The 26,168-nt window shown below is 67.0% G+C and carries 20 protein-coding genes; 14 read left to right on the top strand and 6 right to left on the bottom strand.

Features of this window, described 5'->3' with window-relative positions; genetic code table 11:
• The first annotated feature begins 118 nt into the window (after positions 1-118).
• The 3 genes from RD110_RS27545 to RD110_RS12800 are packed head-to-tail and all read left to right on the top strand — an operon-like array spanning position 119 to position 2,770.
• The gene (locus tag RD110_RS27545) at positions 119-925 is read left to right on the top strand and encodes a hypothetical protein (protein WP_204250061.1); all 807 of its coding nucleotides are present in this window, start codon (positions 119-121) and stop codon (positions 923-925) included.
• Between the two features lie 33 nt (positions 926-958).
• Positions 959-1,513 carry a hypothetical protein gene (locus RD110_RS12805; protein WP_076199841.1) on the top strand — a complete coding sequence of 185 codons (555 nt, stop codon included), beginning with the start codon at positions 959-961 and terminating at the stop codon, positions 1,511-1,513.
• A 9-nt stretch (positions 1,514-1,522) separates the two neighbouring features.
• A complete protein-coding gene (locus RD110_RS12800) occupies positions 1,523-2,770 on the top strand; it encodes an MFS transporter (RefSeq protein ID WP_076199840.1) in 1,248 nt (415 codons plus the stop codon).
• Positions 2,771-2,793: 23 nt separating this feature from the next.
• Here the strand turns inward: RD110_RS12800 and RD110_RS12795 are convergent, their stop codons facing one another.
• Complete coding sequence (locus RD110_RS12795; protein ID WP_162277359.1) at positions 2,794-5,037, bottom strand: bifunctional diguanylate cyclase/phosphodiesterase; 2,244 nt, start codon at positions 5,035-5,037, stop codon at positions 2,794-2,796.
• Positions 5,038-5,386: 349 nt separating this feature from the next.
• On the opposite strand from RD110_RS12795, the gene RD110_RS12790 reads away from it, so the two are divergent.
• From RD110_RS12790 to RD110_RS12760, 7 genes are all read left to right on the top strand, one after another.
• Positions 5,387-6,181, top strand: a complete 795-nt coding sequence (locus tag RD110_RS12790) for a transporter substrate-binding domain-containing protein (RefSeq protein WP_076199838.1) — start codon at positions 5,387-5,389, stop codon at positions 6,179-6,181.
• 33 nt (positions 6,182-6,214) lie between these two features.
• A complete protein-coding gene (locus tag RD110_RS12785) occupies positions 6,215-6,886 on the top strand; it encodes an amino acid ABC transporter permease (protein ID WP_076199837.1) in 672 nt (223 codons plus the stop codon).
• 15 nt (positions 6,887-6,901) lie between these two features.
• Positions 6,902-7,642, top strand: a complete 741-nt coding sequence (locus RD110_RS12780; RefSeq protein WP_076199836.1) for an amino acid ABC transporter ATP-binding protein — start codon at positions 6,902-6,904, stop codon at positions 7,640-7,642.
• A gap of 73 nt (positions 7,643-7,715) precedes the next feature.
• Positions 7,716-8,888 (top strand): cysteine desulfurase-like protein, encoded by a 1,173-nt coding sequence (locus RD110_RS12775; RefSeq protein ID WP_239467229.1) that lies wholly within the window; start codon positions 7,716-7,718, stop codon positions 8,886-8,888.
• A gap of 2 nt (positions 8,889-8,890) precedes the next feature.
• The gene (hydA, locus tag RD110_RS12770) at positions 8,891-10,306 is read left to right on the top strand and encodes a dihydropyrimidinase (RefSeq protein ID WP_076199834.1); all 1,416 of its coding nucleotides are present in this window, start codon (positions 8,891-8,893) and stop codon (positions 10,304-10,306) included.
• Between the two features lie 30 nt (positions 10,307-10,336).
• Positions 10,337-11,263, top strand: a complete 927-nt coding sequence (locus RD110_RS12765; protein ID WP_083686669.1) for a MurR/RpiR family transcriptional regulator — start codon at positions 10,337-10,339, stop codon at positions 11,261-11,263.
• Between the two features lie 8 nt (positions 11,264-11,271).
• Complete coding sequence (locus tag RD110_RS12760; protein WP_076199832.1) at positions 11,272-11,793, top strand: ureidoglycolate lyase; 522 nt, start codon at positions 11,272-11,274, stop codon at positions 11,791-11,793.
• Here the strand turns inward: RD110_RS12760 and RD110_RS12755 are convergent.
• Positions 11,790-12,686, bottom strand: a complete 897-nt coding sequence (locus tag RD110_RS12755; protein ID WP_076199831.1) for a polysaccharide deacetylase family protein — start codon at positions 12,684-12,686, stop codon at positions 11,790-11,792. The genes RD110_RS12760 and RD110_RS12755 overlap by 4 nt on opposite strands.
• A 61-nt stretch (positions 12,687-12,747) precedes the next feature.
• On the opposite strand from RD110_RS12755, the gene RD110_RS12750 reads away from it, so the two are divergent.
• The 4 genes from RD110_RS12750 to RD110_RS12735 all read left to right on the top strand — a co-directional run bounded on the left by RD110_RS12750 (position 12,748) and on the right by RD110_RS12735 (position 17,843).
• A complete protein-coding gene (locus tag RD110_RS12750; RefSeq protein ID WP_076199830.1) occupies positions 12,748-14,316 on the top strand; it encodes an ABC transporter permease/substrate-binding protein in 1,569 nt (522 codons plus the stop codon).
• A gap of 161 nt (positions 14,317-14,477) precedes the next feature.
• Entirely contained in the window at positions 14,478-15,365 is an 888-nt protein-coding gene (gene yghX, locus RD110_RS12745) for a YghX family hydrolase (protein ID WP_076199829.1), read from the top strand.
• An 18-nt stretch (positions 15,366-15,383) separates the two neighbouring features.
• Complete coding sequence (locus tag RD110_RS12740; RefSeq protein WP_076199828.1) at positions 15,384-16,193, top strand: DODA-type extradiol aromatic ring-opening family dioxygenase; 810 nt, start codon at positions 15,384-15,386, stop codon at positions 16,191-16,193.
• 177 nt (positions 16,194-16,370) lie between these two features.
• Complete coding sequence (locus RD110_RS12735) at positions 16,371-17,843, top strand: aldehyde dehydrogenase (NADP(+)) (protein WP_076199827.1); 1,473 nt, start codon at positions 16,371-16,373, stop codon at positions 17,841-17,843.
• 22 nt (positions 17,844-17,865) lie between these two features.
• On the opposite strand, the gene RD110_RS12730 is transcribed toward RD110_RS12735, so the two are convergent.
• From RD110_RS12730 to dnaE, 4 genes are all read right to left on the bottom strand, one after another.
• Complete coding sequence (locus RD110_RS12730) at positions 17,866-19,731, bottom strand: sensor domain-containing diguanylate cyclase (protein WP_162277358.1); 1,866 nt, start codon at positions 19,729-19,731, stop codon at positions 17,866-17,868.
• 118 nt (positions 19,732-19,849) lie between these two features.
• Entirely contained in the window at positions 19,850-20,311 is a 462-nt protein-coding gene (gene sixA / locus RD110_RS12725) for a phosphohistidine phosphatase SixA (RefSeq protein WP_076199826.1), read from the bottom strand.
• A gap of 19 nt (positions 20,312-20,330) precedes the next feature.
• A complete protein-coding gene (ppk1, locus tag RD110_RS12720) occupies positions 20,331-22,508 on the bottom strand; it encodes a polyphosphate kinase 1 (protein ID WP_083686244.1) in 2,178 nt (725 codons plus the stop codon).
• 81 nt (positions 22,509-22,589) lie between these two features.
• A complete protein-coding gene (dnaE, locus tag RD110_RS12715; RefSeq protein WP_076199824.1) occupies positions 22,590-26,126 on the bottom strand; it encodes a DNA polymerase III subunit alpha in 3,537 nt (1,178 codons plus the stop codon).
• Between the last annotated feature and the right edge of the window lie 42 nt (positions 26,127-26,168).

The raw sequence follows: 26,168 nt of genomic DNA, 5'->3' as shown, positions 1-26,168 counted from the left end.
GTCCGCCGGTCATCCACATCGGCGCCCTCTCGCGCCGCAGGCCCTTGATTTATAAGGGATTTCGCACTGGCACGGGACTTGAGAAGCCAGAGGCACCTCATCCAACAGGAGCCTTGCCATGCGAACCCTTCGACGTTCCACCCTTTTCTCCGCGCTGACCCTCGCCGCTGTTGGCGCCTGGGCTCAGCCCGCGCCCCAACCCGCCGCCCCACTCGCGCCGCCCCCCCCGTTGGAGGCGCCGTCCGCGCCGTCCGCTGTCACCGGCCGCATCCAGCAGTGGCTTGTCAATCCGAACGGCGAAGTCGATGGGCTGATGCTCGCCGACGGCACGCAGGTCGGCTTCCCACCGCACCTGTCGACCACCATGCTGCAGAACTTCAAGCCCGGTGACACCGTGCAGGTGACGGGCTGGCGCACGCCGAACCTGCCAGTCGTGCGCGCCGCGAGCGTCGGCGCGGGCAACCGGCGCGTCGACATCCAGCCGCCCGCCACCGGCCTGCCCCCGCCACCGCCACGCGATCCCGCCGCGCTGACCGCGATGAGCGCCAGCGGCAAGGTGGCGCGGCTGCTCTATACCGACCGCGGCGACGCGAACGGCGTGCTGCTCGACAACGGCAGCATCGTGCGTTTCGCGCCGCACCTGGGCGCCGGCCTCGTGCCCGGCCTGCAGGTCGGCAGCAGCGTCTGGGCGCGCGGCTGGGGCAGCCGCACGCCCCAGGGCAGCGCACTGGAAGCCACCGCCATCGGCAGCTCGGCCGAGACCATGCGCGAACTGTTCGCCGGCCCCGGTCGCGAGCCCCCGGCGCCGGGCAGCCCGCGCGGGCCGGGTCGGGCCCATCCGCCGCGGCCCATGCCCGCGGGCGCGACCGCACCCGTCCCACCCGTGCCACCCGTCCCGCCGGCACCACCCGTGCCCGCATCCTGAACCATTTTTCCAACCGACCCTGAGGACCTCACCATGCCCAAACCACACCACCACGCCACCGAACTCTGGGCCATCGAAGGCCAGTTCACCCAACTCATCTACAGCCCCAAGGGCGGCATCGAAGGGCTGCTGATCGACACCGACGGCACGCCCACGCAGTTCGTGACCGATCCCCAGGACGCCAGCGTCGGCGAAATGCTGCGCGCGCTGCAACCGGGCCAGCAACTGCGCATCGAAGGCGCGGAGGAAGGCCCTTCACCCAAGGGCGAGTCCGCGCATTTCGTGTACCGTCTGGCCCGGGTGGCCGCCATCGATGGCGTCGAGCCCACGCCAGCCGTCGCGCATGCCAAAGCCAAGGGCCGCGTGCTGCGTTTCAACTATGCCAAGCACGGCGAGCCCAACGGCGTGGTGCTCGACAACGGCGATTTCGTGCACACCCGGCCCGATGGCCTGGCCGCGCTCGGCCTGCAGATCGGCGACCAGGTCGTGGCCGAGGGGCCGGCGCGGCCACTGGCCACGGGCGAAGGCCGCGTCATCGAAGCGCACAGCGTGAACGGCCAGCCGTTCGGCCCCGGACAAACGGCCTAGGAGGCGGCCATGCGCGGTCCATCGACGCTTCCGACCTCGCTGATCGCGCTCTCCTGGCTCGCGTTTTTCATGGCCGACGTGCGGGACGGCCTCGGGCCGTTCCTCGCGACGTACCTGCAGGAAAACAAGGTGCCGCAGGCCTGGATCGGCTACACCATGACCGCCGGGGGACTGGCGGCCGTGGCCATGACACCGCTGGCGGGCGCTTGGGTCGACCGCGCATCCGCCAAGCGCGCCATGACAGCGGTCTCGGCCGTGGCCATCATGGGCGCGAGCGCCCTGGCCTTCACCACGCTCGCGGGGCCGCTGCTGATGGCCTCGCAGATCGTCACCGGCGTTGCCGGCGCCCTGCTGGCCGCCGCCATGGCCGCGCTCACGCTCGGCCTGGCCAGATCCGCCGGATTCAAGCGCCAGACCGGCCGCAACGAGGCGTTCAGCCACGCGGGCAACATGGTGTCGGCCATCGGCGCCGGCCTGGCGGCGCACTGGTTCGGCGCGCCGTGGATGCTGGCGGTCATGGGCGCGATGGCCTGCGGCGCACTCCTGTCGATCCTGGCCATCCGGCCGGCCGACATCGACCATGAGGCCGCGCGCGGCAATGAGCCTCAGGACGCACCGCCCGCGGTGGTGGACGCCGAAGGCCACGCACCGGTGCGCGCCCTCTTTCGCAACCGGCCGCTGCTGCTGTTCGCCCTGGCCTGTGCGTTCTTCCACCTCGGCAATGCGGCCATGCTGCCCCTGCTGAACCAGCGTCTGGCCGCGACGGTGGCCGGCTCGGCCCCGCTGCTGTGGACGGGCATCGCCATCGTGGTCGCGCAGCTCACGATGATTCCGGTCGCGTTGTGGGTGTCGCGCAGCCGGCGTTTCGACGTGGCCTGGTTCTTCTATGCCGCCATCCTGGTGCTGCCGTTGCGCGGCGCGCTGGCCTATGCCTTCACCAGCGAGTGGAACAACATCCCGGTGCAGGTCCTGGATGGCCTGGCCGCTGGCGCGCTCGGCGTGGCCACGCCGCTGCTAGTGCAGCGCTACACCCGCGGCAGCGGGCGTTTTAATACCGCGCTCGGGCTGGTGATGACGCTGCAGGGCATCGGCGCGGCCATCAGCCCCGGCGCCGCGAACCTGATCGTCGGCGACGGCCAGCACTTCGGCATCGCCTTCGTGGCTTTGGCCGCGGCGGCCTTGTTGGCGGGGCCGGTGTTCTGGCTGGCGCAGCGGGACTTCGGCAAGGCGCCGCGGCCCCGCGAGGCCTTCGCCTGACAGCGGCACAGGCGCGACGCCGCTCAGTACCGCGCCGCCGAAAACGCGTTGCGTCCGGCCGCCTTCGCCGCATAGAGCTGTTCATCGGCCATCTGCAGCAAGGCCTTGCCACTGAGCCCGGTGCCGTCGTCGTAGGCGACCCCGACGCTGACCGTGACCGGGAGGGAAATGGTGCCCAATGACAAGGGCGTGCGAAATTGCGCCACCACCTTGGACGCCACGGCTTCGGATTCCTTCGGGCCACCGAGTTCCTCGAGCAGCAGGATGAATTCGTCGCCCGCCAGGCGAACCACCATGTCCGTCTCGCGCACGACCTGCCGGAGTCTCTTCGCCACCTTCTTGAGGACGTCGTCGCCGATGGCGTGCCCATGGGTGTCGTTGATGTGCTTGAACCTGTCGACGTCCAGGAACAGCAATGCGATCCCTTTGGAGGACCGCTTGGCCCTGGCCAGGGCCTGGGGCAGGAGCTCATTGAATCGAAGCCGGTTGTCCAGGCCGGTCAAGGTGTCCCGGTACAGCAGGTTGGAGAGCTCGGCCTCCGTCCGCTTGAAATCGGTGATGTCGAAGCTCAGCATGTAGATGCCCTGCACCAGGCCATCGGCATCCACGTCCGGCACATAGATGCTCTGCAGGGTGCGCAAGCCATCGACCGTTTCGCGGCTCGCGAGGAACTCCACGCGTTCGCCGCCCATGGCCCGGATCACATAGGGAATCCGCTCCTCCTGGACGGCCGGGCTCCAGTGTTCGAACAGTTTCTTGCCAACCGGCGTCTGCCACGTGGACCCGTACCAACGTCGGTGGGTCTCGTTGACGAACACGATGGTGCGATCGCGGTCGACATAGGAGATCAGCACGGGCACGTTGTTGGTGATCGCCAGCAGCTGACGCTCGTTGTGCTCCAGCGCCACCCGCTGCTCTCGCAGCAGTTCTTCCTTGGCGCGGGTCTGGGTGATGTCGCGCATGGTGATGGCAAGCCCGTCGCTGACGGGCACGACCTGCTGCACCACCCGCCGCACCTCGCCCTGCTTCGTGTGCCAAGAGAATTCCTCCTCCAGCGGCCCGCGCGTCAGCAGCACGGTTTCGTAGACCTCGCGCAGGTGAGGCCTCAGGTCCTTCGGAACCAGGCTCAAGGCGGATTGCCCCACCACCTGCGCTCGCTCGCGCGCGAGCCAGTGCAGCGCGGGAGGATTGGCATGTTCGCATACGAAGTCGCCGGGTGCGCCGCTTTCGGCGCGCTTCACGGAGAGCATGAAAAACGGATCGAGCTGCGCATCGGACGCCGCCTGGAAACGGTCCTCCGCCGCGGCGGCCCGCAGCCGCGACGCGTGCAGGCGCAGCACCAGCAACGTCAGGGCACCGGTCGCGAGAAGCACGACGCCCGTCGCGAAGACGAGGAATTCCCTGAGCCTGTCGCGGCGCGCTTCGTACTCGGCCAGAACCTCGTCCCTGGCCAGGCCGGTGTAGGCCACGACCCGGTAGGGCGAGATCACGCGATAGGCGATGAAGCGCGAGATTCCGTCCAGCCGGCTTTCGGCGAAGTAGTGTCCGGCCGGCGCGGTTTCGACACGCGGGGCGAGAGAAGCAGGGCCGGCACGGTCGCCGTACCAGACCCGTTCGCCCGATCGGCGCGCCCTGAGCGTCCAGTCCAACCCCGTGAGGCTGACCAGCCCTCGCTTGCCGAACTGTGCCTCGTTGTAGAAGTCGACCAGGAATCCCGGGTTGACCGTCGCCACCACCACGCCTGCGAAGGAGCCATCGGCCTTGAACCTGGCGCGACTGAGATGGATCACCCAGGATTTGCTGACACGTCCCAGCGTGGGCTCTCCGACGTAGAGTCCGCGCCACCGGGCCTCCTCGTGGACCTGGAAATAGGCGCGATCCTTCGCCGACCCGGTGGCGGTCGCCTTGCCGTCCCGAAGGGCGACGGCGACGATGTCGCCATGTTCGTTCGTGACATAGAGGCTGCTCAGGTTCGGCTGGTGCTGCAGGGCCTGCGCCAGCAGGCGCGTCAACGCCGCGTCCGAATCCGTCAGCGGGGCGTTTTCCGCAATGAAGCCCTCCAGCTGGTCGATCTGCTGGAGTGCGCGCAGGATGTAGGCCTCGTACGCCTGCGTCGATGCGTCCGAGCGACGGTAGGCCTCCGCCTCGGTACGCTCCTTGTCCTGCCGCATATTCGCAGTGCCCATGACCCACATGGCGACGAGGATCAACGCACCGAATCCAGGAATGCCCCAGCGCAACAGGCCCCAAATGGTGCGATTCGACATGGACGCGAAAGACAGCATCGGTGGCGTTGGAAATGAAGTGGAACGACATGTTTATCCACCCGAAGCCATCGCTCTGGCGAACGGGTTTGTACCAATGGCGTCGAAGACGCCGATGGCAGGGGCCGCGCTGCGCACGCGGTTTCCAGCGCATCGAATGCAAATGCCGTGCAAACGTAGGCGGTCCGAATCGATGCACAGACACACCAACAAGGTGCATGCCTGCACCAGATTGGATTAAACGTTTCATTATTTTTTTTATTGATTTATTTGATTCATTTTGGTATCTTTGCCCGTCCGCCCACCTATCCCGGTCGCCGCGGAAATTCAAAGCCCCACAGGAGCCACCCGCATGAATCGCATGAAACTCAAGACATTCGTCAGCCGGCTCGCGCTGACGTTGGCCGCCGCCACCACGCTGTCCGCCAATGCCGCCGACTGGACGGTGGGCGCGAACATCGGCAATGTGCCCTGGGAGTTCCAGGACGCTTCCGGCAAGTTCATCGGCTTCGAGATCGACATGGTCAACGAAGTCGCCAAGCGCGCGGGCAAGACCGTGGCCATCGAGAACATCCCGTTCAACGGCCTGTTCCCCGCCGTGCAGTCGGGCCGCATCCAGATGGCCATCTCCAGCATCACCATCACGCCCAAGCGCCTCGAATCGCTGGCCTTCGCGCAGCCGTACTACGACAGCGACCAGTCGCTGTCCGTGCTCAAGGCCACCAAGATCGACAAGCTCGAAGACCTTGCCGGCAAGACGGTGGGCGTGGACACGGCTTCGACCGGCGACATCTACGCGACCGAGAACACGGCCAAGCTGAAGATCGCGAAGATCACGCGTTACGAAGGCCTGGCGCCGGCCATGCTCGACCTGGCCGCGGGCCGCATCGACGGCTACATCAGCGACATCCCGGCCGTGGAGTACTACATCAAGGACAAGCCGCAGTACCGCATCGCCGCGCGCATTCCGACCAACGAACGTTATTCCTTCATGTTCGCCAAGACTTTCCCCGACGCGGCCAAGGTCAACGACATCCTGACGACGTTGAAGAAGGAAGGTTTCGTCTCGGCCACCCACAAGAAGTGGTTCGGCACCGTGCCGCCGGATACCTCATCGAGCGTCAAGGTGATGGACGTACCCAAGTAAACAAGAGCAGACTGAACCGACACCGCGCCCCGCATGGATCTGCTCGACACGTTTTTCAATTGGCCGGTGTTCCGCAGCGCATTGCCGATGCTGCTCGAAGGCCTGTGGATCACGATCGTGCTCGGCGCGGTGAGCATCGGCCTCGGCTTCGCCGGCGGCCTGCTGATGGCGCTGCTGCGGCTGTATGGTCCGTTGTGGCTGCGCGCCGTGGCGCGTGTCTACATCGATGTGTTCCGATCCATCCCCTTGCTGGTGTTGCTGGTGCTGGTGTATTACGCCCTGCCTTTCGTCGGCATCCGGCTCACCTCGTTCACCGCGGCAGCCACGGCGCTGTCGCTTGTCTCGTGTGCCTACACCGCCGAAATCTTGCGCGCCGGCATCGAGGCGATCCCGAAAGGCCAGTTCGAGGCCGCCGACGCCATCGGCCTGGGTTTCTTCAACCGCATGCGCGATGTGGTGTTGCCCCAGGCGCTGCGCATCGTGGTGCCGCCGCTGACCAGCAACTGCATCAACGTGCTGAAAGACACGGCACTGGCGTCGGTCGTCGCCATGCCCGATCTGCTCAAGCAAGCCACGCAAGCGCAAGCGCTCGCAGCCAACCCCACACCGCTGATCGGCGCGGCCCTGCTCTACCTGTTGCTGCTGCTGCCGCTGGTGCGGCTGGTCGGCTTCTTCGAAGGCCGGCACCGCGCTGCGACACGTTGATCGACGGCTGAACCCATGACCACACCGGCACAAATCCAGATCCGCGGCCTGCACAAGTTCTACGGCGCATTCGAGGCCCTGCACGGCATCGACCTCGACGTGAACGCGGGTGAGGTCGTGGTCATCATCGGCCCGTCCGGCTCGGGCAAATCGACTCTGATCCGCTGCATCAACCTGCTCGAGGACTACCAGCGCGGCGAGGTGCTCGTCGAAGGCGACAAGGTTGTGCGCGGCCGCGGCCTGGCCAAGATCCGCGCCGAGGTCGGCATGGTGTTCCAGAGCTTCAACCTGTTCCCGCATCTCACCGCGCTGGCGAATGTGGCGCTCGGCCCGGTGCGTGTGCGGCACATGGCCAGGCGCGAAGCCGAGGCTTGCGCGCTGGCGCTGCTCGACAAGGTCGGGCTGGCGCAACACGCCCACAAGTTGCCGGGCCAGCTTTCGGGCGGGCAGCAGCAACGCGTGGCGATTGCCCGCGCACTGGCCATGGAGCCCAAGGTGCTGCTGTTCGACGAACCCACGTCCGCGCTCGATCCCGAAATGGTCGGCGAGGTGCTCGACGTGATGCAGCAACTCGCGCGTACCGGCGTCACCATGGTCATCGTCACGCACGAGATGGGTTTTGCGCGCCGCGTGGCCGACCGCGTGATCTTCATGGAAGCCGGCCGCGTGATCGAACAGGCGCCGCCCGAAACCTTCTTCACCCAGCCTCGCGAAGAGCGCACGCGCGCGTTTCTGCAGGCGATCTACCAACATTGAAACCATGCAAAATTCGGCATCAAAACTCAATCTGGCGCACATCCGATCTGAGTTCCCCGCTATCAATAACGAAGTGGCCTACCTTGACAATGCTGGCGGCTCGCAGGTGCTGCGCCGTGTGGCCGACCGTGTGCGCGACTACCTGCTGACCAGCGCGGTGCAACTCGGCGCAAGTTATGCGCAGTCGCAGGACGCCGGCAGCAAGGTGCTGGCGGCGCGCCGCTCGGTGGCCGAACTCATCAACGCGCGGCATGACGACGAAGTGGTGATGGGCGGCTCGACCACCTCGCTGATGTTCCAGCTGACCAGTGCCATCCTGCCCACCGTGCAGCCCGGCGACGAGATCATCGTCACCAACACCGACCACGAGGCCAACATCGGCGGCTGGATGCGGCTGGCGTCTGCGGGCGCCGTGCTGAAGATCTGGGAAGTGAATCCCGAAACCCTGGAGCTCGACCTGGCAACACTCGACACCCTGCTCTCCCCGCGCACCAGATGGGTGGCCATGACCCACGCCTCCAACATCCTGGGCACGGTGAATCCGGTGGCCCTGGTGGCAGAACGCGTACATGCGGTCGGCGGCCGGCTCTGCGTCGATGCCGTGGCCTATGCGCCGCACCGACTGGTGGACGTGCAGGCCAGCGGCGCCGATCTGTACGTCTACAGCTTCTACAAGGTGTTCGGCCCGCACTATGCCGTGTTGTGGGGTCAACGCGATCTGCTGCTGTCGCTGCCGAGCCTGAACCACTATTTCATCGGCCCGGAAGTGCTGCCCTACAAGCTGCAGCCGGGCAACGTGAATTACGAACTTTCCTACGGCTGCATGGGCATCAGCGACTACCTGATCGACGTGGGGACGCAGTTGGGCAGCACCGGCACCGCGCGGCAGAAGATGCAGACCGCGTTCGATGCGTTCGAGCGGCATGAGGATGCGATCTGCGAACGCCTGCTGGCCTACCTGCGCGACAAGAAATCGGTGCGCATCATCGGCATGGATTCCGCAGCCATGGGCGGCCGCGTGCCGACCGTGAGCTTCATGGTCGCCGGCACCCATTCGGAATCCATCGTGCGCCACACCGACCGTTTCGGCATCGGCATTCGTTTCGGCGACTTCTATGCCAAGCGACTGGTCGATGGGCTCGGTCTACAGCCGCAGGGCGGCGTGGTGCGCGTGTCCATGGCGCACTACAACACCATGGAAGAGATCGACCGCCTGATCCGACACCTCGACGAAGTGATCCGCTGAACATGAGCTCGGACACCCTGATCCGCAACGGCCGCGTCATCACGGCCACCGACGACTACGTGGCCGACGTGCTGATGCGCGCCGGCGTCATCCACACCATCGGTCGCGGCATCGAGGTCGGCGAGGACGTGGCCGTGGTCGATGCCACCGGCCTTTACGTCTTGCCCGGCGGCGTGGACACGCATGTGCATCTGGAAAACGTGATCGGCCCGACGATCACCTGCGACACGTTTGCCAGCGGCACGCGCGCCGCGGCCTTCGGCGGCACCACCACCATCGTCGACTTCGCGCTGCAGACTGAAGCAGACTCCCCGCTGGGCGCGATCGCCCGCGCGCAGCGCAGCGCCGAATCGCAGGTGGCGGTGGACTACAGCGTGCACGTGATCATCACGCGCGTGGACGACCAGGTGCTGAAAGACGTACGCCATGCCATGCGCTTCGAAGGCGTGACCAGCTTCAAGATGTTCATGGCCTATCCCGGCGTGATGATGGCCGACGACGCATCGATCTTCCGCATGTTGCGCCAGGTGGGCGCGGACGGCGGCATGGTGGCGCTGCACGCCGAAAACGGCACGGTGATCGACCTGTTGATCAAGGAAGCGCTCGAAGCCGGCCACACCTCGCCGCGCTACCACGCGATGACACGCCCGGCCATCATGGAAGGCGAGGCCACGCACCGCGGCATCCGCCTGGCCGAACTCGCCGAGGCGCCGATCTATTTCGTGCACGTGTCGAGCAACGAGGCGCTGAAACACATCGTGACCGCGCGCGCCGAGGGCATTCCGGTGTTCGCCGAGACCTGCCCGCACTACCTGCTGTTCGACGACTCGGTCTACGCCACAGACGACCTGGAAATCGCCAAATACGTGATGACACCGCCGCTGCGCAAGCCAAACGACCAGAAACACCTGTGGCGCGCGCTGCGTTACGACGACCTGCAGGTCATCGCCACCGACCACTGCCCGTTCTGCATGAAGGAAGGCCACCTCGGCTACCGGCTGCAGAAGATGCGCGGCAAGGACGACTTCTCGCTGATCCCCAACGGCGCGCCCGGCATCGAGACCCGTCTCGTGAGCCTGTTCGACATCGGCGTGATGCAGGGCAAACTCTCGCTGAACCGCTTCGTCGAACTCACCTCCACGACCCCGGCCAAGCTGTTCGGCCTGTTCCCCAAGAAGGGCACGATCGCCGTGGGCAGCGACGCCGACGTGGTGCTGTTCGACCCGGCCGCGAGCCAGACCATCTACGCCAGGGATCTGCACGGCAACTGCGACTACACCCTGCTGGAAGGCCGCACGCTGCAGGGCAAGGTGGAGAAGGTGTTCCTGCGCGGCCAGTTGATCGTGGACGGCGCGCAATGGCAGGGACGCGAGGGCATGGGCCAATTCGTTCCGCGCGGCGAAGTAAAAGCTTTCTGAACCCGATCGGGCAACGCGACAATGGTGGACATGACTGCAGCAACCGCGCCACCCTCTTCCACCGCACTGCCCACCGGCCTCGACGGCCTGCGCGAACTCATCGAGCGCGAGAGCGAACGCCTCACGCCGCGCATGCGCGACGCGGCGCGTTACGCCATCGAACATCCGAACGACATTGCGCTCAATCCGGTGGCCACGGTGGCCGAGATGGCCGACATCGCACCGGCGGCCTTCATCCGCATGGCCAAGGCGCTCGGCTTCGGCGGTTATTCGGAGTTGCAGCGCCTGCTGCGCGAGCCGCTGCAGCACGCCACCAAACCCACGTTTCGCGAACGCATCCGCCACTACGGTGGCGAACAGACGCTCGAGCATCCCGACGATCCGGCCGAGGTGCTGCGCGCCTTCAGCCGCGCCAACATCGTGTCGCTGGAGCATTTGCAGGACGACGCCGCCAGCCTGCCGCTGGCCGAGGCGATCACCCTCATCGAGAATGCGCGCATCGTGCACGTGCTCGGCCTGCGCCGCTCGTATGCGGTGGCCGCCTACCTGGCTTACGCGCTGAACCGCGTGGGACGGCCGGCCGTGCAGATCACCGGCCTGGGCGGCGCCATTGCCGAGCAGGCCAGCACGGCCGGCCCCGACGACCTGCTGATTGCCATCAGCTTTCCCCCGTATGCGGCCGACACCCTGCAGGTCTGCGAACAGGTGCGCGCCGCCGGCGCCAAGCGCCTGGCCATCACCGACGCATTCCTGAGCCCGGTGGCCAGGGACGCCGACCTGGTGCTGGAAGTGAACGACGCCAAGCTGCTCGGTTTTCGTTCGCTGACCTCGGCCATGTCGCTAGCGCAGACCCTGGCCGTGGGTCTGGCGTTCAGCAAACGGAAGAACCGCAAGCAGCGCGGCAAACATGCGGGCCCGCCATCTTTCATCACCGACCTGCTCGAAGTCGATTGCTGAGAGCCAACATGACCGACACCAACCCCGCGCTGGTCATCGAGCCGCTCACGGCAGAGTCCTTCCGCTCCTTCGGCGACGTGATCGAGGCCAGCCACGACGCGCGCCACTTCACGATCAACGAAGGTTTTGCCGAGCGTTACCATGACCTCGCGCAGGTCGACGTGGCGACCGGCGGCGGCCGTGCCATCGTCAGCATCTTCAAAGCCAAACCGCGCACGCTGCCGATGCGGTTGCTGCTGCTGGAGCGCCATCCGCTGGGCAGCCAGGCCTTCGTGCCGATGTCGCAACGCGCCTACCTCGTGGTCGTGGCGCCGGCCACGCCGCACGCGGCCACGCCCGACGTCGGTGCGATGCGCTGCTTCCGCGCCGAGCCCGGCCAGGGCGTGAACTACGCGTCCGGCACCTGGCACCATCCGCTGATCGCACTCGACGCGCCCAGTGACTTTCTTGTCGTCGACCGCGGTGGCGCACCCGGCGATCACAACTGCGATGAATACCCGCTCGGGCCGCGCGCGGCCTGGATCGGCTAGGCCGGGAAGCGTTCGTCCATCGCCCCGGCAATCCTGCCCGGCGTGGTGAACCAGATGTCGTCGCGGTGCGCCGCAATGTGCTGCAGCGCCCGCCGCAGATGCCGCAGCCGGTAAGGCTGGCCGACGATGTAGGGATGCAGCGCAATGCCCATCACCAGCGATTGGCCAAGCGACTGCACCAGCATCTCGTCGAAGTTGTCGACGATCATCTGCGCGAAATCCTTCATGTCCATCTGCCGGCCCATGATCATGGGGATGTCGTTGAGCTCCTGCGGATAGGGGATGGACCAGAGCCGGCCAGCGCGCGTATGCATCGCCACGGGCTGGTCGTCGTGGCACCAGTTGAGGCTGTAGCGGTAGCCGGTCTCGGCCAGCAGGTCCGGCGTGAGCGGGCTCTCCGCGATCCAGGGCGACAGCCAGCCCGTGGGGGCCGTGCCACTGTGCTGCAGGATGCGTTCGCGGCAATCGATCAGCAATTCGCGTTCGACCTCTTCGGGCATGCTGCCCTGCCGTTCGGCATTGGTGTGGCCATGGCCGATGATTTCATCGCCGCGCGCAACGAAGGCTGCAATCACGTCGGGGCAATGCTCGTACAGCGCGGTGTTGACCAGGGTGCCGGCGGGCAACCCGAGCGCATCGAACAGCTCCAGGCAGCGCCACACGCCGACACGGTTGCCATATTCGCGCCAGGTGTAGTTGAGCACGTCCGGGTGCGGCGACACCGGCCCGAGGTTGGCGCCCAGGCCTTCGCCGAAGGCGAAATGTTCGATGTTGAAGCCGAGGTAGACGGCCAGGCGCTTGCCGTCCGGCCAGCGGAAGTCGGGCCGCTGGTGGATGGCCGAGTAGCCGAAGCGTCCGTGGTGCGGCAGCGTGTTGTAGCGAGGGCTCGACATGTAGGCTCGGGGCGCGAGGTCTGGAAATACTGAAAAACGGGGCTGCCGCTATAGTGGAACGATGCGTTGCACCACACGACTTTTCAGCCGCGCCTTGATGGTGATGGGCTTCTGCCTTGCGATCTTCGTGCCAGCCCTGGCGCATGCCCAGGAGGGCGAACTCAAGGTCGGTTCGAAACGCTTCACCGAATCCTACATCCTGGCCGAGGTGATTGCCCAGACCGCGCAGGCCGCGGGCGGCAAGACCCGCGTGCTGCAGGGCCTGGGCAACACCGCCATCGTCTTCGAGGCGCTGCGTTCGGGGCAGATCGACGTGTACGGTGAATACACCGGCACCATCGCGCTCGAGATCGTCAAGGGCGACGCCACCATGAACCTGGCCGCCATCAACCAGGCCCTGGTGCCGCTCGGCCTGGGCGCGGCCGTGCCGCTGGGCTTCAACGACGGCTACGCCCTGGCCATGCGCCGGGCGCAAGCCGATGAACTCGGCATCAAGACGCTGAGCGACCTGGCCAAACACCCCACGCTCAAGCTCGGCCTGTCCAACGAATTCATCGGCCGTGCCGATGGCTGGAAGGGCCTGGCCGCGCGCTACCAGCTCGGCGGCCAGCCCATCGGACTGGACCACGGCCTGGCCTACGACGCCATCGCGCAGAAGCAGATCGACGTGATGGACATCTACACCACGGACGCGAAGATCGACCATCTCGGCCTCCTGGTGCTGCAGGACGACCAGGCCTACTTCCCCCGGTATGACGCAGTGCTGCTGTACCGGCTCGACCTGCCGCAGAAACATCCCGCCGCCTGGGCCGCACTGCAGAAGCTCGAGGGCCGCATCAACGAGGCGACCATGATCGCGATGAACGCCCAGGCCGAGCTCGCCAGCCAGCCGTTCGACGCGATCGCCCGCCAGTTCCTGGTGCAGAACACCGCGCAGGCGCTCGCCGGCGGCCAACAGGCCACGCTGCAGAAGGTCGGCAAGACCAGCCAGTCGTTCGGCGCCCAGCTGTGGCAGCGGCTCATCGGCGACGACCTCTGGCGCCTCACCTGGCAACACCTGGTGCTGGTGCTGGTCTCGGTGGGCGTGGCCACGCTGCTGGCCGTGCCGCTGGGCGTGCTGCTGTTCCCGCATCCCAAGCTGCGCGCCCTGGCGCTCGGCACGGCCGGGGTGCTGCAGACCATTCCTTCGCTGGCGCTGCTGGCCGTGCTGATCGCCGTGCTGGGCGTGATCGGCCGTTGGCCCGCCCTCCTGGCCCTGATGGTCTACTCCGTGTTGCCGATCCTGAGCAATACCGTGGCCGGTCTGTCCGAGGTACCGCCCGGCCTGCGCAATGCCGCATTGGCGCTGGGCATGACGCCGGGCCAGCGCATGGGCGCCATCGAGTTGCCCATCGCGTTGCCGACGGTCATGGCGGGCATCCGCACCGCCAGCGCGATCGCCATCGGCACGGCCACCATCGCCGCCTTCATCGGCGCCGGCGGCCTGGGCGAACGCATCGTCACCGGCCTGGCCCTGAACGACAGTGCGCTGATGCTTGCCGGCGCGCTGCCCGCGGCCGGCCTGGCGCTGTGCAGCGAACTGTTCTTCGAAGCCGTCGACCGTTACCTGCGGCGTTCGAAGAGGATCTGACCCCGGGCCGGTTGTCATCGGCCGCTGATGGCGGCCTATGATGGCCGGCCCATGGCTGATCCCCCATGGGTTGCTCGGACAATCGCCGCCCTCGGACCACGCCGCGGGCGTATCGCCCATGATGCGCGCGGCACCTTCGAAACTCGAACAAGGAGAAAACCATGACCCGCATGACCGCGAAAGATTTCCCCCAGGAGATTCTGGAACTCTACGACTACTACGTCCACGGCAAGATCGCTCGGCGGGAGTTCCTCGACCGTGCCGCGAAATACGCCGTGGGCGGGCTTACCGCCGCCGGCATGCTGGCCGCGCTGAGCCCCAACTACGCGCTGGCGCAGCAGGTGGCCTTCACCGATCCCGAGATCGTGGCCGACTACGTCACCTACCCATCGCCCAACGGCCATGGCCAGGTGCGCGGCTATCTCGTGCGGCCGGCCAAGGCCACGGGCAAGGTGCCGGGCGTGGTCGTGGTGCACGAAAACCGAGGCCTGAACCCCTACATCGAGGACGTGGCGCGGCGCACGGCCAAGGCCGGCTTCATTGCGCTCGCACCCGATGGGTTGAGTTCTGTCGGCGGCTATCCGGGCAACGACCCGAAAGGCCTGGCGCTGCAGGCGCAGGTCGACCCGACCAAGCTGATGAACGACTTCTTCGCGGCCATCGAGTTCCTGATGAAGCACGACGCCACCACCGGCAAGGTCGGCATCACCGGCTTCTGCTACGGCGGCGGCGTGGCCAATGCGGCGGCCGTGGCCTATCCCGAGCTCGGCGCGGCCGTACCCTTCTATGGGCGCCAGCCGAAGGCGGAGGACGTGGCCCGGATCAAGGCGCCGCTGCTGTTGCACTATGCCGAACTCGACACCGGCATCAACCAGGGCTGGCCGGCCTACGAGGCGGCGCTCAAGGCCAACAACAAGACCTACGAGGCCTACATCTACAAGGGCGTCAACCATGGCTTCCACAACGATTCCACCCCACGCTACGACGAGGCCGCGGCCAAGCTGGCCTGGGAGCGCACCGTGGCCTGGTTCAAGAAATACCTTTCTTGACCGGGAAGCGGGATCGAGATGACGCCAAGCCCGTCGCCCACGCAACGCATGCCAGCCGTGTACATCCCGCACGGCGGCGGGCCGTCGTTTTTCATGACCGGCGAACGCAAGCAGCGCTACCAGGCGACCGAGGATTTCCTGCGTGGCCTGCACCGCCTCCTGCCCACGAAGCCATCGGCCATCCTGATCATCACCGCGCACTGGGAGACGGCCGTGCCGAGCTTCACCGGCGCGGAGCAGCCCGGGCTGATTTACGACTACTACGGCTTTCCGCCGGAAACCTACGAAATCACCTACGACGCGCCTGGCCTGCCCGCACTGGCCGAACGCGCCGCCACCCGGCTGCTGCAAGCGGGCTTTCCCGCCGTGGTGGACCGGGGTTACGGCTGGGACCACGGTGTTTTCATCCCGCTGAAAGTGATGTTCCCCGATGCGGACGTGCCGGTGGTGGCGATGTCGTTGCAGCTCGGCCTCGACCCGGCGTTGCATTGCCGCCTGGGCGCCGCGCTGCAGGGCTTGCGTGACGAGGGCGTGCTGATCGTCGGGGCCGGCATGAGCTACCACAACCTGCGCGACTTCGCGGCCAACGCCGCCGCGTCCTATGCCTTCCACGATTGGCTGGACCAGACACTGGCCGGCGACCGCGACCAACGCGCCCACGGCCTCGCGCAGTGGAGCCGCGCACCGGGCGGCCGTGCGTCCCATCCGCGCGAGGAACACCTGCTGCCGCTGATGGTGGCCAGCGGCGCCGGCTCGGACCTGCCCGCACGCCGGCTCTGGCGCGGCGCGGTCGGCCCGACCTGTCTCGCAGCCTGGGCGTTCGACTAGCGGCTGGCGCTGCGCGGTCGGTCGCCCCATCGCCGGGCTTTGCCGGCCGACGCGAAGGACATTCGGTCCAGCGCGGGCTTCCGCTCGGCGGCGAAGCGAAAATCCGGACGCGCCCGCGCCCCGAAGAGCGCTGCGCCCTTCCTACAACATGCTTCTCACAACACGCAAGGAATCCTGATGCTGCAATCCATCGAAGCCCGCACCGGCCAACCCGTCGGTGCGGCCTGGCCCGAATCGACGCTCGCCGACATCGACGCCGCGGCGGCGGCCGCCGAAGCCGTGGCCGGTGATTTCGCCGCCACCTCGGCGGCCGTGCGCGGCGCGCTGCTGCGTGCGCTGGCCGCCGCGCTCGAGGCCGACCGTGAGAAACTCGTCGCGCTGGCCGACCGGGAAACCGGCCTCGGCCTGCCCCGCCTCAACGGCGAACTGGACCGCACGATCTTCCAGCTCAACGGCTTCGCGGATGTGCTGGCCGCCGGCACCATCCATGCCGTGGTGGACGACGCCGCCATTGCCGGCACGCCACCCGTGGGCCGGCCGCACCTCACGCGCACCCGGGTGCCGCTCGGCCCGGTGGCAATGTTCTCGGCGAGCAACTTTCCGTTCGCGTTCTCCGTGCTCGGCGGTGACTCCGCTGCGGCACTTGCCGCGGGTTGCCCGGTCGTGGTGAAGGGCCATCCGGCCCACCCCGAGCTCTCGCGCATGACCGCGGCGCTGGCACATCGGGTGGTGGACGCCGCCGGATTGCCGGCGGGCGTCTTTCAGTTCGTCGAGGGTGGCTCGATCGAAGTCGGCGTGGCGCTGGTGAACGCGCCAGCGATTGCGGCCGTGGCCTTCACCGGTTCGTTCAAGGGCGGCACGGCGCTGGCCAAGGTGGCGGCGGAGCGGCCGCGGCCGATCCCGTTCTACGGCGAACTCGGCTCCATCAATCCGCTGCTGGTGCTGCCCGCCGCTCTCGAGAAGAGCGCCGAGCTCGCCACGACGCTGGCCGGCTCGATCTGCCTCGGCGCGGGCCAGTTCTGCACCAGCCCCGGCGTGATCGTCGTGCCCGCCGGCGCGGACGGCGACGCCTTCGTGCAGAACCTGGCCAAGGCGCTGCAGGCGCAGCAGCCGCACGCGATGCTGTCGGCCGGCATCCGTGCCACCTTCGACCGTGGCGTGGCACGCTGGCGCGCGTCGAGCGTGCTCAAGCCCCTGGTGCAGGACGCGTCTGCGGCCGGCAGCCTCGCGCCGCGACCCTACCTCGCCGAGGTGACGGCAGCCGACTTCATCCAGCACCACGAACTGCAGGAAGAAGTGTTCGGCTCCGCGGCGCTGGTGGTGCGCACCTTGTCGATCGACGACGCCGTGGCCGTGCTGCAGACCGTGGGCGGCTCGCTCACCGTGACTTTGTGGGGTGCCGAGGCGGATACGCCGGAGCATCGCCGCCTCGTGCGGGCGGCCTCGCAGGTGGCGGGCCGGGTGTTGTTCAGCGGCGTGCCCACCGGCGTGGCCGTGGCCGCGGCGCAGCAGCACGGCGGCCCCTATCCGGCCTCGACCCAGCCATTCGGCACTTCGGTCGGTTATGCGGCGGTCGACCGTTTCCTTCGCCCCGTGGCGCTCCAGGACGCGCCAGCCTGGGTTCTCGAACGCAAGGGACAACCCTGCTGAGCCAGGCCGCCGTCGCGGCGCCTCAGCCTGCGACGGACCGCTCGGGCTGCCGGCCGTCGTGGACGGAGAAACGGTTCTTGCCACCGCGCTTGGCGACATACATTGCCTGGTCCGCCAGCCGGATCAGGCTCTCGGCCTCGGAGCCATGTTCGGGATGGATGCTCACGCCGATACTGGCGCCCACGCAGGCCTGCGTGCCATCGCCCAGCCCCAGCGGCAGGCCCAGCGCCTCCAGCAGACGGCGCAGAGCGATGTGCAGCTGCTCGATGCCATCGAGATCGCTCAACACGATGACGAACTCGTCTCCGCCGATCCGCGCGACCAGGTCGTTCGCGCGCACACAAGCAACCATGCGCCGCGCCATCTCGATGAGGACCCGGTCACCCGCCTCGTGGCCATGAAGGTCGTTGATGGCCTTGAAACCGTCGAGATCGAGGTAACACACGGCGAGACCCCGGCTGTTGCGTTCCGCATCGCGTAAGGCGTAGCCGAGGTCCTGCGCCAGGTAGGCGCGGTTGGCCAGCCCGGTGAGCGGATCGTGCATCGCCATGTGCCGCGCCTGTGTCTCGCCATCCTTGACCGCGGTGATGTCCACCATCATCCACAGGGATTCGCCGTTCGTCAGCGGAGAACCGCTGAGGTCTACCCAGATCAGGCGCCCATCCTTGCGCGCCATCTGCAATTGCATGCGGTATTGGCAACCCTCGGACAATTGTTTGTAGGCCAGGCCCACCTTCTGGTAAGAAGCTTCATCCGGATAGAGCATCCGTATGGGCTGGCCCAGCAGTTCGCCGGCGCCATATCCGAAGGTATCGCCGAGCGCCTGGTTGTGCCACAGCACCGTGCGGTCCTTCAGCTTGGCCATCGCCACGATGCCGCTCTGCAGCAAGGCCTCGCGTTCGCCCGCAAGCCGCGTGAGCTCCCGCTGGTTGCGCAGTTGAAGTGCATGGCGCTGGTAGAGAAACGCCGACAGGCTCACCACCAGAAACGCCAGCGCGGCGGCCAAGCTCACCAGTTCGGCGGCCTGCCGGCGCCAGGGCGCATAGAAGTCGTCGGTCCCCAGTCCGACCAGCAGCAGCAATGGATAGCCGGGCACCCGTTGGTAGGCCGATGCGCGCTCGATCCCGTCGAGCGCGGTGTGCGAAACGAAAAAACCTTCCTGCGGATGGGCCGCAAGCGCGCCACTCAACTCGGCAGAGACGTTCACCGTTCCGAAACCTGACTGCGGCGCGGGATCGCCAGCCGAAAACCGGGCGATGAGCCTGAGCGATGCCGAGCGCAGGGTCACGGCCCCTTGCGAACCCAGCGCGTAGTCATCGAATCCGTCCACGAAATGCGCGCTGGACATGGTGGCGTACACCACGCCCTTGAAGCTTCCGTCGGCCGCCACCCGGGCGCGCGCCAGCACAATCCCCCACCTTTTGCTCGTTCGCCCCTCGATCGGCTCGGAGATTACCAGCCGGTCCGGTCGTTCGCGGGCCTGCCTGAAATAGTCCCGGTCGCCCACGAAAATCGCCGCCGCCCCCTGCGCGCCGAGCACGAAGCCACGCTCATCGGTCAGCCGCAGCGCATCCACCTGGGGGACCTGGGCCTTCAGCTCGTCGACGATCTGCTGCGTCAATACCGGATCGACCCGCCAGAGAGCATCCAGCCTGTTGAGTTGCTGAACAGCGGACAACAGCGCATTGTCGACCTGCCTGACTTCCGCGCTGACGCCGAGGCTCAACGTGCCCGCCAGATTCTGCACCGTGTGCCGGACGCGCAGAAAATAGGCTTCGTGGCTGCTCAGCAAGGCGCTGGTGACCGTCAGTACCAGCAACGCCAGGATGGCCATATTGCCCACGACCAGGATCTGCGCGAACCGGCGTAGCTTTTTCGAAATCAACATGGCACGAATGCGGAACCCTGGGGCGGCCATTCTAGGGCGCAAGACCACGGCGCAGGCCGGGTGAGTCCCCTTGCATGGGCCGGCGCAGCCCGGCTGTCGCCAACCGGGCCGGTCTCCGTCAGATCGTCTCGGGCGCCTGTACCGCCACCAGCACCGTCTGAGCCTGGCCGTCGCGTTCGCGCTGGCGCAGCCACCAGACGGCGCCCTTCTTCACGGCGAAGTTGGGGTCGTCCAGGCCGAGCAATTGGGCGATGGTGTGGCCCAGCGTGGGCTGGTGGCCGACGATCAGCACGGCGGCCTTGCTGTCGGGCCATTGGGCGGCCTCGAGCAACTGGGCTGGCGTGGCGCCGGGTGCCAGCTCGGGCCTGAGCTTGTACTTGCGGCCGAGCGCGTGCACGGTCTGCTCGGTGCGCCGGGCCGGGCTGGCCAGCACACGCGTGCTTTCCGGGAGTTGCCGGTCGAGCCAGGCGGCCATGCGGCTGGCCTGCTTCTGGCCTTTGGCCGTGAGGCTGCGGTCCATGTCCGACAGACCTTCGCGCTCGTCTTCCGCTTCGGCATGACGCCACAAGATCAGGTCCATGGGCTTTCCTCTTTTCCTGTCAGCTTTCATCGCCGCGCCGCTTGCTCGCGTAACGGGTGGCCAGGGCCTGCTGGGCGCCATGCGCTGCGTCGCCGCCATCCACCCGAATGTAGCGCCCCGTGGCGTCCATGTCCCAGGCATCGCGGCCGTCGAGCAGGTAGGGTACCAAGGCTTCGTCGATGATGCGCTGGCGCATGCGCGCATCGGTGACGGGCCAGGCCAGTTCGATACGGCGCAACATGTTGCGGTTCATCCAGTCGGCGCTCGACAGGTACAGGTCTTCCTGCGCACCGGCGCGGCAATAGATGATGCGCGAATGCTCGAGGAAGCGGCCCACCACCGAACGCACGCGAATGTTGTCGGTGAAACCCGGCACACGGGCCGGCAGCATGCAGGCGCCACGGATGATGAGGTCGATCTTCGTACCCTTGCGGCCGGCGTCGATCAGCGCCTGGATGATGGCTTCGTCGGTCAGCGCGTTCATCTTGGCCACGATGCGCGCCGACTCGCCGCGCGCCGCGGCCTCACCCACCAGGGCGATCTTCTCGAGGGTGCGCTTGTGCAGGTGGAACGGCGCGAGCCACATGCGCGAGAGTCTGGGCAGCTTGCTCTGGCCCGCGATGTGCACGAACACGTGTTCCATGTCCGCCGTCATCGCCGGATCGGCCGTGAGGTGGCTCAGGTCCGTATAGAGACGCGCGGTGCGCGGGTTGTAGTTGCCGGTGGACAGGTGGCCGTATTGCCGCAGATGGCTGCCCTCGCGGCGGGTCACGAGCAGCATCTTGGCATGCGTCTTCAGGCCGACCACGCCGTACACCACCTGGGCGCCGATCGACTCCAGCATCTCCGCCCAGTTGATGTTGGCTTCCTCGTCGAAACGCGCCTTGAGCTCCACCACCACGGTGACCTCCTTGCCGCGGCGCACGCCTTCGCGCAGCAGCGCCATGAGTTCGGAATCGGCCCCGGTGCGGTAGATGGTCTGCTTGATGGCCAGCACCTGCGGGTCGTTCACCGCCTCGCGCAGAAAGGCCAGCACCGCGTCGAAGCGTTCGAACGGCTGGTGGATCAGCACGTCGCCATGTTTGAGTCGCTCGAAGAAAGACTCGCCGGGCGTGAGTTCGAGCGGCCAGCTCGGCACGAAGGACGGAAACAGCAGCTTGGGCGCCTTGGCCTTGTCCACCTCGCCGATGAGGTCGATCAGTTGCGTGAGCCGCACGAGGTTCACTGGGCCGTGCACGCGGTACAGCGCCTCCGCCGGCAGGTTGAACTGTCGCAGCAGGAAGGAAGCCAGGTGTTCGGAGCAGCCCGCGGCCACCTCCAGACGCACCGCCTGGCCGTAATGGCGGATCTCCAGGCCCTGGCGCAGCGCGGTGCGCAGGTTGCGCACGTCGTCCTCGTCCACCGCCAGGTCCGAATGCCGCGTGACGCGGAATTGCGAGAACTGCCCGACCACGCGTCCGGGAAACATTTCGTGCAGGTGCGCGCGGATCACGCTGGACACCGACACGAAGGCCGCCTGCTTGCCCGCCACCTTGGCTGGCAGGCGGATCAGCCGCGGCAGCACGCGCGGCACCTTGAGGATGGTGATGTCGTTTTCCCGGCCGAACGCGTCGTGGCCGCTGAGCTGCACGATGAAGTTCAGCGACTTGTTGGCCACCTGCGGGAAGGGATGCGAGGGGTCGAGCCCGACAGGCACGAGCAACGGGCGCACCTGGCGCTCGAAATACTCCTTCACCCATTGCCGTTGCGCCTGGTTGCGTTCGCCGTGCGACAGGATGCGGATGCCCTGCTCGGCAAAAGCCGGCAGCAGCTGGTCGTTGTAGAGCGAATACTGCCGCTCGACCAGCTTGTGCGCGGCAGCCGCGAGTTCGACGAAGGAGCGCGCCGAATACGCGCCCTTGCCCTCGATGTGGTGCACGGCGTCCAGGTGCGGCGCGGCGCGCACTTCGAAGAATTCGTCGAGGTTGGACGACACGATGCACAGGAAACGCAGCCGCTCCAGCAAGGGAACATCGTCGCGCACGGCCCAGTCGAGCACGCGCGCGTTGAAGCCGAGGATGGCATGGTCGCGGTCGAGCAGGCTCGCGGGCTTGTCCGGTGCCTGCACCGAGGGTGGAGACGCGGCCGCGGGGCCGGCCTCCGATGGTGTGTCTGAAGAAGAAGAACTGGGAATGGAAGGATCGATCTGGGGCCGCATGTTGCCAGCAGTGTGAACCTTTTTGATGTCAGTTTAATGACATGGGTGTGTCACGCCGATGACTCCGCGCACGCGGCGGCATCAGGCCTCGTACACGATCTCCGCCCGCCCCGTGCCGATCTGCCAGCTGGCCAACGCCTCATCGGTCGGAAAGAACCGCGCCTCCTCGCCGAGCTGGAGTTCCGCGCCCGCCGCGCCGCGGTCCGTGCGGCGCTGCACCTGCAGCCGCACCATCAGGCCGCGCAGGATGTCGCCGTGGTCGGACATCTCCCGCTTCGGCGGGAATTCCTTGACCACGCGCGCGATGTCGGGCGCCGCAGCCTTCTCGCCGGGCGCCACCGTCACGCGCAGGAACTTGCCGAACCGGCAGCGCGCCGTCGCCAGGTCCCAGGCCTCGACCACGGTGAGCTGCAGCCCGCCGCCGCCGAAGCGGTCGACCTGCACCTTGCCCATGACGATGATCAGCTCGTCCTCCCTGAACAGGTTCTTGTTGGCGTTCATGACCGCCTCGGACACGCGGGCGTCGAGCATGCCGGTGCCGTCGTCGAAGCGGAACAGGCCGAGCTTGCCGCGTTGCCCGTTGATCACGCGCAGTTCGCTGACGATGCCGGCCAGCAGCACCGGGTCGCGCCCGTCCACCACGTCGGCCACCTGCCGCTTGGCGAACTGCCGCACCTCGGCCTTCACTTCATCGAACAGATGGCCCGACAGGTAGAAGCCGACCGCGGTCTTCTCCAGCGTCAGCTGCTCCTTCACGCCCCACGGCGTGGTCTCGACCAGGCCTGGCTCCTCGGTGCTTGATCCGTGGCCATCGTCCATCATGTCGAACAGTCCGCCCTGCCCCGCGTTGGCCGCCGCGGCGGCGGCAAAGGCGAACGCGCGGTCGATCGAGGCCACGAGTTCGGCGCGGTTCAGATGCAGCGCGTCGAAGGCGCCGGCCTTGATCAGGGCTTCCACCGTGCGCTTGTTGAGCCTGGCGCGGTCCACCCGCAGGCAGAAGTCGAACAGGCTCTTGAAAGGCCCGCCCTCTTCCCGCGCGGCGACGATGGCATCGATGGCCTGCTGGCCCGTGCCCTTGACCGCGCCCAGCCCGTAGCGGATCACCTTGTCGGTCACCGGCTCGAAGCGGTAGCGGCCGCGGTTCACGTCGGGTGGCTCGAACGTCAGTCCCATCTTCACCGCGTCTTCATAGAGCAGCTTGAGCTTGTCGGTGTTGTCCATTTCCACCGTCATGTTGGCGCAGTAGAACTCGGCGGCGTAGTGCACCTTGAGCCAGCCGGTGTGGTAGGCCAGGAGCGAATAGGCGGCGGCGTGCGACTTGTTGAAGCCGTAGCCCGCGAACTTCTCCATCAGGTCGAAAATCTCGTCGGCCTTGGCCTGTTCGATGCCATGCGTGGCCAGGGCGCCGGCGCGGAACTTCTCGCGGTGCTCGGCCATCTCCTCGGCCTTCTTCTTGCCCATGGCGCGGCGCAGCAGGTCGGCGCCGCCCAGGCTGTAGCCGCCCAGGATCTGCGCGGTCTGCATCACCTGCTCCTGGTAGACCATGATGCCGTAGGTCTCGCTCAGCATCTCGGCCACCGCCGGGTGCGGATACTCCACCTCCTCGCGGCCGTGCTTGCGCGCCACGAAGCTCGGGATCAGGTCCATCGGCCCCGGACGGTACAGGGCGTTGAGCGCGATCAGGTCCTCCAGCCGCGTGGGCTTGGCGTCCTTCAGCATGCCCTGCATGCCGCGGCTTTCGAACTGGAACACGGCTTCGGTCTTGCCTTCCTGGAACAGCCGGTAGGTCGGCTTGTCGTCCAGCGGGATGTTCTCGAACGCGAAGTTCTCCTGGCCCTTGTGCCGCTTGACGATGAACTCCTTGGCGATCTCGAGGATGGTCAGCGTGGCCAGGCCCAGAAAGTCGAACTTCACCAGGCCGATGGCCTCCACGTCGTCCTTGTCGTACTGGCTCACCGCCGATTCGCTGCCGGGCTGCTGGTACAGCGGACAGAAGTCGGTGAGCTTGCCCGGCGCGATCAGCACGCCGCCGGCATGCATGCCGATGTTGCGCGTCATGCCTTCGAGCTTCTGCGCCATTTCGATGACGGTGCGCACATCCTCCTCGGCGCGCACGCGTTCGTAGAGCAGGGGCTCGAGCTCGAGCGCGTAGTTGTTCTTGTCGCCGTCCTTCTTCACCTCGGGCGGATAGGCCAGCGTGTACGACATCCCAGGCTTGCCGGGCACCAGCTTGGAGATGCCGTCGCAGAAGGTGTAGCTCATGTCCATCACGCGGCCCACGTCGCGGATCGCGGCCTTGGCGGCCATGGTGCCGAAGGTGGCGATCTGGCTCACGGCGTTCTTGCCGTATTTGTCCTTCACGTAGTCGATCACGCGGTCGCGGTTGCCCTGGCAGAAGTCGATGTCGAAGTCGGGCATCGACACACGCTCCGGATTTAGGAAACGTTCGAACAGCAGCTTGTACTGCAGCGGGTCGAGGTCGGTGATCTTCAGCGCATAGGCCACCAGCGAGCCGGCGCCCGAGCCGCGGCCCGGGCCTACCGGGCAACCGTTGTTCTTGGCCCAGTTGATGAAGTCGCCCACGATCAGGAAGTAGCCGGGGAAACCCATCTTCAGGATGGTGCCGATCTCGAACTCCAGCCGCTCCACGTAGCGCGGGCGCTGTGCCTCGCGTTCGGCCTCATCGGGATAGAGGTGGAGCAGCCGCTCCTTCAGCCCCTCGTGCGAGGCGTAGCGGAAGTAGTTCTCCGGCGTCATGCGCTCGCCGTTGACCTCGGGCGTCGGGAAGTCGGGCAGCTGCGGCTTGCCCAGCACCAGCGTCAGGCTGCAGCGCTTGGCGATCTCGGCGGTGTTGGCGATGGCCGAGGGCACGTCGGCGAACAAGGCCTCCATCTGCGCGGCCGACTTGAAGTACTGCTCGCGCGTGAAGCGACGCACGCGCCGCGGATTGCCGAGGATCTCGCCTTCGGAGATGCACACGCGCGCCTCGTGGGCCTCGTAGTCCGCCTCCTCCGTGAACTGCACGGGGTGCGTGGCGACCACAGGCAGCTTGAGCCGGGCCGCGAGCTGCACGGCGCCGGCCACCTGGGTCTCGTCGTCGGGCCGGCCCGCGCGCTGCAGCTCCAGGTAGAAGCGGTGCGGAAACACCGAGGCCAGCTGCAGCGCCACGTCGGCGGCCCGCGCCTCGTCGCCCTGCACCAGCGCCTGGCCCACCGGCCCGGCCTGTGCGCCGGACAGGCAGATCAGCCCGTCGCCGAGTTCTTGCAGCCACACCAGCTTGATGACCGCCTGCGCCTTGACCACGTTCTGCGTGAAGCCGCGCGCCAGCAACTCGGACAGGTTCAGGTAGCCCTGCTTGTTCTGCACCAGCACCACCACCCGCGACAGGGCGCCGGCCTCCTTGCCCAGGCCCTCGAGAAAGATTTCCGCGCCGATGACCGGCTTGATGCCCTTGCCGCGCGCTTCCTTGTAGAACTTGATGGCGCCGAACAGGTTGCTGAGGTCGGTGATGGCCAGCGCGGGCTGCTGGTCCCGCTTGGCGGCTTGAATGACGTCGTCGATGCGGTTGGTGCCGTCGACGACGGAAAACTCGGTGTGGAGGCGAAGGTGAACGAACATCGGACCATTTTAGGACGCGCCCGTCCCGCGACCGCCCGGCGT

Origin of the sequence: Rhodoferax koreense (assembly GCF_001955695.1) — a bacterium.
GTDB lineage: Bacteria > Pseudomonadota > Gammaproteobacteria > Burkholderiales > Burkholderiaceae_C > Rhodoferax_B > Rhodoferax_B koreensis.
This window is presented reverse-complemented; position numbering and strand designations above follow the sequence as displayed.

What these genes read in the sequence shown, in the direction of transcription:
- RD110_RS27545 (WP_204250061.1), top strand. Translation starts at nt 119, where the DNA reads ATGCGAACCCTTCGACGTTCCACCCTTTTCTCCGCGCTGACCCTCGCC.
- RD110_RS12805 (WP_076199841.1), top strand. Translation starts at nt 959, where the DNA reads ATGCCCAAACCACACCACCACGCCACCGAACTCTGGGCCATCGAAGGC.
- RD110_RS12800 (WP_076199840.1), top strand. Translation starts at nt 1,523, where the DNA reads ATGCGCGGTCCATCGACGCTTCCGACCTCGCTGATCGCGCTCTCCTGG.
- RD110_RS12795 (WP_162277359.1), bottom strand. Translation starts at nt 5,037, where the DNA reads ATGTCGAATCGCACCATTTGGGGCCTGTTGCGCTGGGGCATTCCTGGA.
- RD110_RS12790 (WP_076199838.1), top strand. Translation starts at nt 5,387, where the DNA reads ATGAATCGCATGAAACTCAAGACATTCGTCAGCCGGCTCGCGCTGACG.
- RD110_RS12785 (WP_076199837.1), top strand. Translation starts at nt 6,215, where the DNA reads ATGGATCTGCTCGACACGTTTTTCAATTGGCCGGTGTTCCGCAGCGCA.
- RD110_RS12780 (WP_076199836.1), top strand. Translation starts at nt 6,902, where the DNA reads ATGACCACACCGGCACAAATCCAGATCCGCGGCCTGCACAAGTTCTAC.
- hydA (WP_076199834.1), top strand. Translation starts at nt 8,891, where the DNA reads ATGAGCTCGGACACCCTGATCCGCAACGGCCGCGTCATCACGGCCACC.
- RD110_RS12765 (WP_083686669.1), top strand. Translation starts at nt 10,337, where the DNA reads ATGACTGCAGCAACCGCGCCACCCTCTTCCACCGCACTGCCCACCGGC.
- RD110_RS12760 (WP_076199832.1), top strand. Translation starts at nt 11,272, where the DNA reads ATGACCGACACCAACCCCGCGCTGGTCATCGAGCCGCTCACGGCAGAG.
- RD110_RS12755 (WP_076199831.1), bottom strand. Translation starts at nt 12,686, where the DNA reads ATGTCGAGCCCTCGCTACAACACGCTGCCGCACCACGGACGCTTCGGC.
- RD110_RS12750 (WP_076199830.1), top strand. Translation starts at nt 12,748, where the DNA reads ATGCGTTGCACCACACGACTTTTCAGCCGCGCCTTGATGGTGATGGGC.
- yghX (WP_076199829.1), top strand. Translation starts at nt 14,478, where the DNA reads ATGACCCGCATGACCGCGAAAGATTTCCCCCAGGAGATTCTGGAACTC.
- RD110_RS12740 (WP_076199828.1), top strand. Translation starts at nt 15,384, where the DNA reads ATGACGCCAAGCCCGTCGCCCACGCAACGCATGCCAGCCGTGTACATC.
- RD110_RS12735 (WP_076199827.1), top strand. Translation starts at nt 16,371, where the DNA reads ATGCTGCAATCCATCGAAGCCCGCACCGGCCAACCCGTCGGTGCGGCC.
- RD110_RS12730 (WP_162277358.1), bottom strand. Translation starts at nt 19,731, where the DNA reads ATGTTGATTTCGAAAAAGCTACGCCGGTTCGCGCAGATCCTGGTCGTG.
- sixA (WP_076199826.1), bottom strand. Translation starts at nt 20,311, where the DNA reads ATGGACCTGATCTTGTGGCGTCATGCCGAAGCGGAAGACGAGCGCGAA.
- ppk1 (WP_083686244.1), bottom strand. Translation starts at nt 22,508, where the DNA reads ATGCGGCCCCAGATCGATCCTTCCATTCCCAGTTCTTCTTCTTCAGAC.
- dnaE (WP_076199824.1), bottom strand. Translation starts at nt 26,126, where the DNA reads ATGTTCGTTCACCTTCGCCTCCACACCGAGTTTTCCGTCGTCGACGGC.